The sequence below is a fragment of the Pseudomonas koreensis genome, from assembly GCF_036668835.1.
GTDB lineage: Bacteria > Pseudomonadota > Gammaproteobacteria > Pseudomonadales > Pseudomonadaceae > Aquipseudomonas > Aquipseudomonas koreensis_I.
Genome location: NZ_JAZEVW010000037.1, coordinates 1 through 441 on the forward strand (window position 1 = coordinate 1; position 441 = coordinate 441).

Here is a 441-nt window from a genome sequence, read left to right on the forward strand (position 1 = left end):
GCCCTGGAGCTGGAAGCCGCGCCCGTCGACCACCAGCTCGGCGCCTTCGTCCACGCCCGTCTGGATCCAGTTCTCGACGCGCTGCTTGTGGGCGGCGTTCACCACCGGGCCGTAATGCGCCTCGGCATCGGTGGAGACGCCGACCCGCAGCGCCGCGATCGCCGGGATCAGCTTCTCGCGCAGGGCATCGGCGGTCTTGTCGCCCACCGGCACCACCACCGGCAGCGCCATGCAGCGCTCGCCCGCCGAGCCGAAGGCGGCGCCGGACAGGTCCGCCACCACCTGGTCGAGATCGGCATCGGGCATGACGATGCCGTGATTCTTGGCGCCGCCCATCGCCTGGACGCGCTTCCCGGCCTCGACGCCGCGGCGATAGACATAATGCGCAATGTCCGACGAGCCGACGAAGCTGACCGCCGCGATCGCCGGATGATCGAGGAT

At 70.5% G+C, this 441-nt stretch carries 1 protein-coding gene; it reads right to left on the reverse strand.

All coding sequences use genetic code 11. The annotated features are described in order from the left end of the window. Positions 1–441: aldehyde dehydrogenase family protein (locus tag V6F91_RS27195; RefSeq protein WP_332769935.1), on the reverse strand; the 441-nt coding region annotated here is incomplete at both ends.